This is a genomic window from Terrisporobacter muris (genome assembly GCF_024621905.1).
Lineage (GTDB): Bacteria > Bacillota > Clostridia > Peptostreptococcales > Peptostreptococcaceae > Terrisporobacter > Terrisporobacter muris.
Map to the genome: position 1 here is coordinate 1 of NZ_JANKBY010000489.1, position 1988 is coordinate 1988.

Consider the following 1988-nt stretch of genomic DNA (forward strand, 5'->3'; position numbering starts at 1 on the left):
CGATCTTAAGATAAAATTAGACAAATTAATAAAAGAAAAGGCAATAGAAGAAAATAGTAATCCTAAGGATTTAAAGCTTTCATCTACTATAAAGAATCTTTTATTAAAAATGAAAAAAGATAATTTAATTAATATAGTTTGGAATTATAAAAGTCAAAAAAATGAAAAGAAAATTTGTTATGTATCATTGAGTATGGAGCCTAATATTATTGAAGAATATATTTCATACAATAAAATTCGATTAGGAGATAAGCAAAGAGAAATTATCGAGTTTTTAAAATATAATGAAGAAGTAGAAATTAATGATTTAATTAAATTATTAAAAGTTTCAAAATCAAGTATAACTTCTTTGCAAAATAAAAACTTAATAATATTTAATATAAGAGATTATTATAGAAGTCCTAAAGAATATTATGATGAAAATAAAAAAGAAATTATACTTAATGAAGAACAAGAAGATGCAATAAAAAAAATAACTTCAGAAATGTTTGATGAAAATAAAAAGCCTTATATGATTCATGGTGTAACAGGTAGTGGAAAAACAGAAGTTTATATGGAAATAATAGATTATGCTTTAAAACAAGGCTTAGATAGTATTTTCTTAGTTCCAGAAATTTCTCTAACACCTCAAACTATATCTAGATTGAAAAATAGATTTGGTGATATAGTAGGAGTTTTTCATAGTAGACTATCTGAAGGAGAAAAGCATGACGTTTTTAAAGCTATAAAAAATGGAAAAATAAGAATATTAATTGGCGCTAGATCAGCTTTATTTGCACCATTCAATAGTTTAGGTGTAGTAATAATTGACGAATTTCATGAAAGTGCCTATAAATCAGAAAAAAATCCAAAGTTTTCTGCTATTGAAGTAGGTAAATACATGGCTTTAAAGCGAAATATTACTTTGGTTCTTGGTTCTGCAACACCATCAGTGGAAGAATATTATAGAGCAAAAAATAATGAATACAACTTAATTACTATTAAAAAAAGGGCAAATAAAAAGCCACTTCCAAAGATAGAGTTAATTGATATGAAAAATGAATTGACTCTAGGTAACAAAAGTATGTTTTCTTATAGTTTGCAAAATGAAATTAAAGAAGCTTTGAGTGAAAATAATCAAGTTATATTATTTTTAAATAGAAGAGGTTATGGAAATTTTGTTTCTTGTAGAAAGTGTGGGTATGTTTTTTCATGCAAAAACTGTGATATATCATTGACTTATCATAAACACCAAAATACTGGACGATGCCACTATTGTGGATATGAAGAAATAATACCTAAAACTTGTCCAGAATGTGGGAGTGATTATGTTAAGCCTTTTGGAATAGGAACAGAAAAAGTTGAAGAAGAAATAAAAAGACTCTTTGGTAATGCAAAAGTTCTTCGTATGGACAAAGATACAACATCTAAAAAAGGTGAACTTGATAATATTTTAAATAAGTTCAAAAACAAAGAAGCAAATATCTTAATTGGGACTCAAATGCTTAGTAAAGGTTTGGACTTTGAAGATGTAACTCTGGTTGGTATTTTATCAGCAGATATGATGTTAAATCTTCCAGATTTTAAAAGTTTTGAAGCCACATTTCAATTGATAACTCAAGTATCTGGAAGAGCTGGTAGAAGTGATAAAGAAGGTAAAGTAATACTTCAAACATATGATACAGATCATTATGTAATAAGAAGAGCTTTAAATTATGATTTTGAAGGTTTCTATGATGATGAAATAAAGGTAAGAAAGATTTTTAGCTATGCACCATTTAATAATATGATAAGTGTAGTAGTAAGTGGAAAAAGTGAGAAACTAGTTGAAAAGAATATAAAAAGTATGTATAACTCTCTTATCTATTTATTAAAAGAAAGAGGAGTAGAAGATTTTGACTTTATATTAGGACCGAGCCCTTGTGCTATTTCAAAAATTAATCAAAATTATAGATATCAATTATTATTTAAAGATGATAATATTGAAATTAATTTATTAAAAGGTATAA

The 1988-nt window shown here is 25.9% G+C and carries 1 protein-coding gene; it reads left to right on the forward strand.

Features of this window, described 5'->3' with window-relative positions; all coding sequences use genetic code 11:
• Window positions 1–1988 (forward strand): replication restart helicase PriA (gene priA / locus NSA58_RS19615; RefSeq protein ID WP_257560889.1); only part of this gene is annotated, 1988 nt, incomplete at both ends.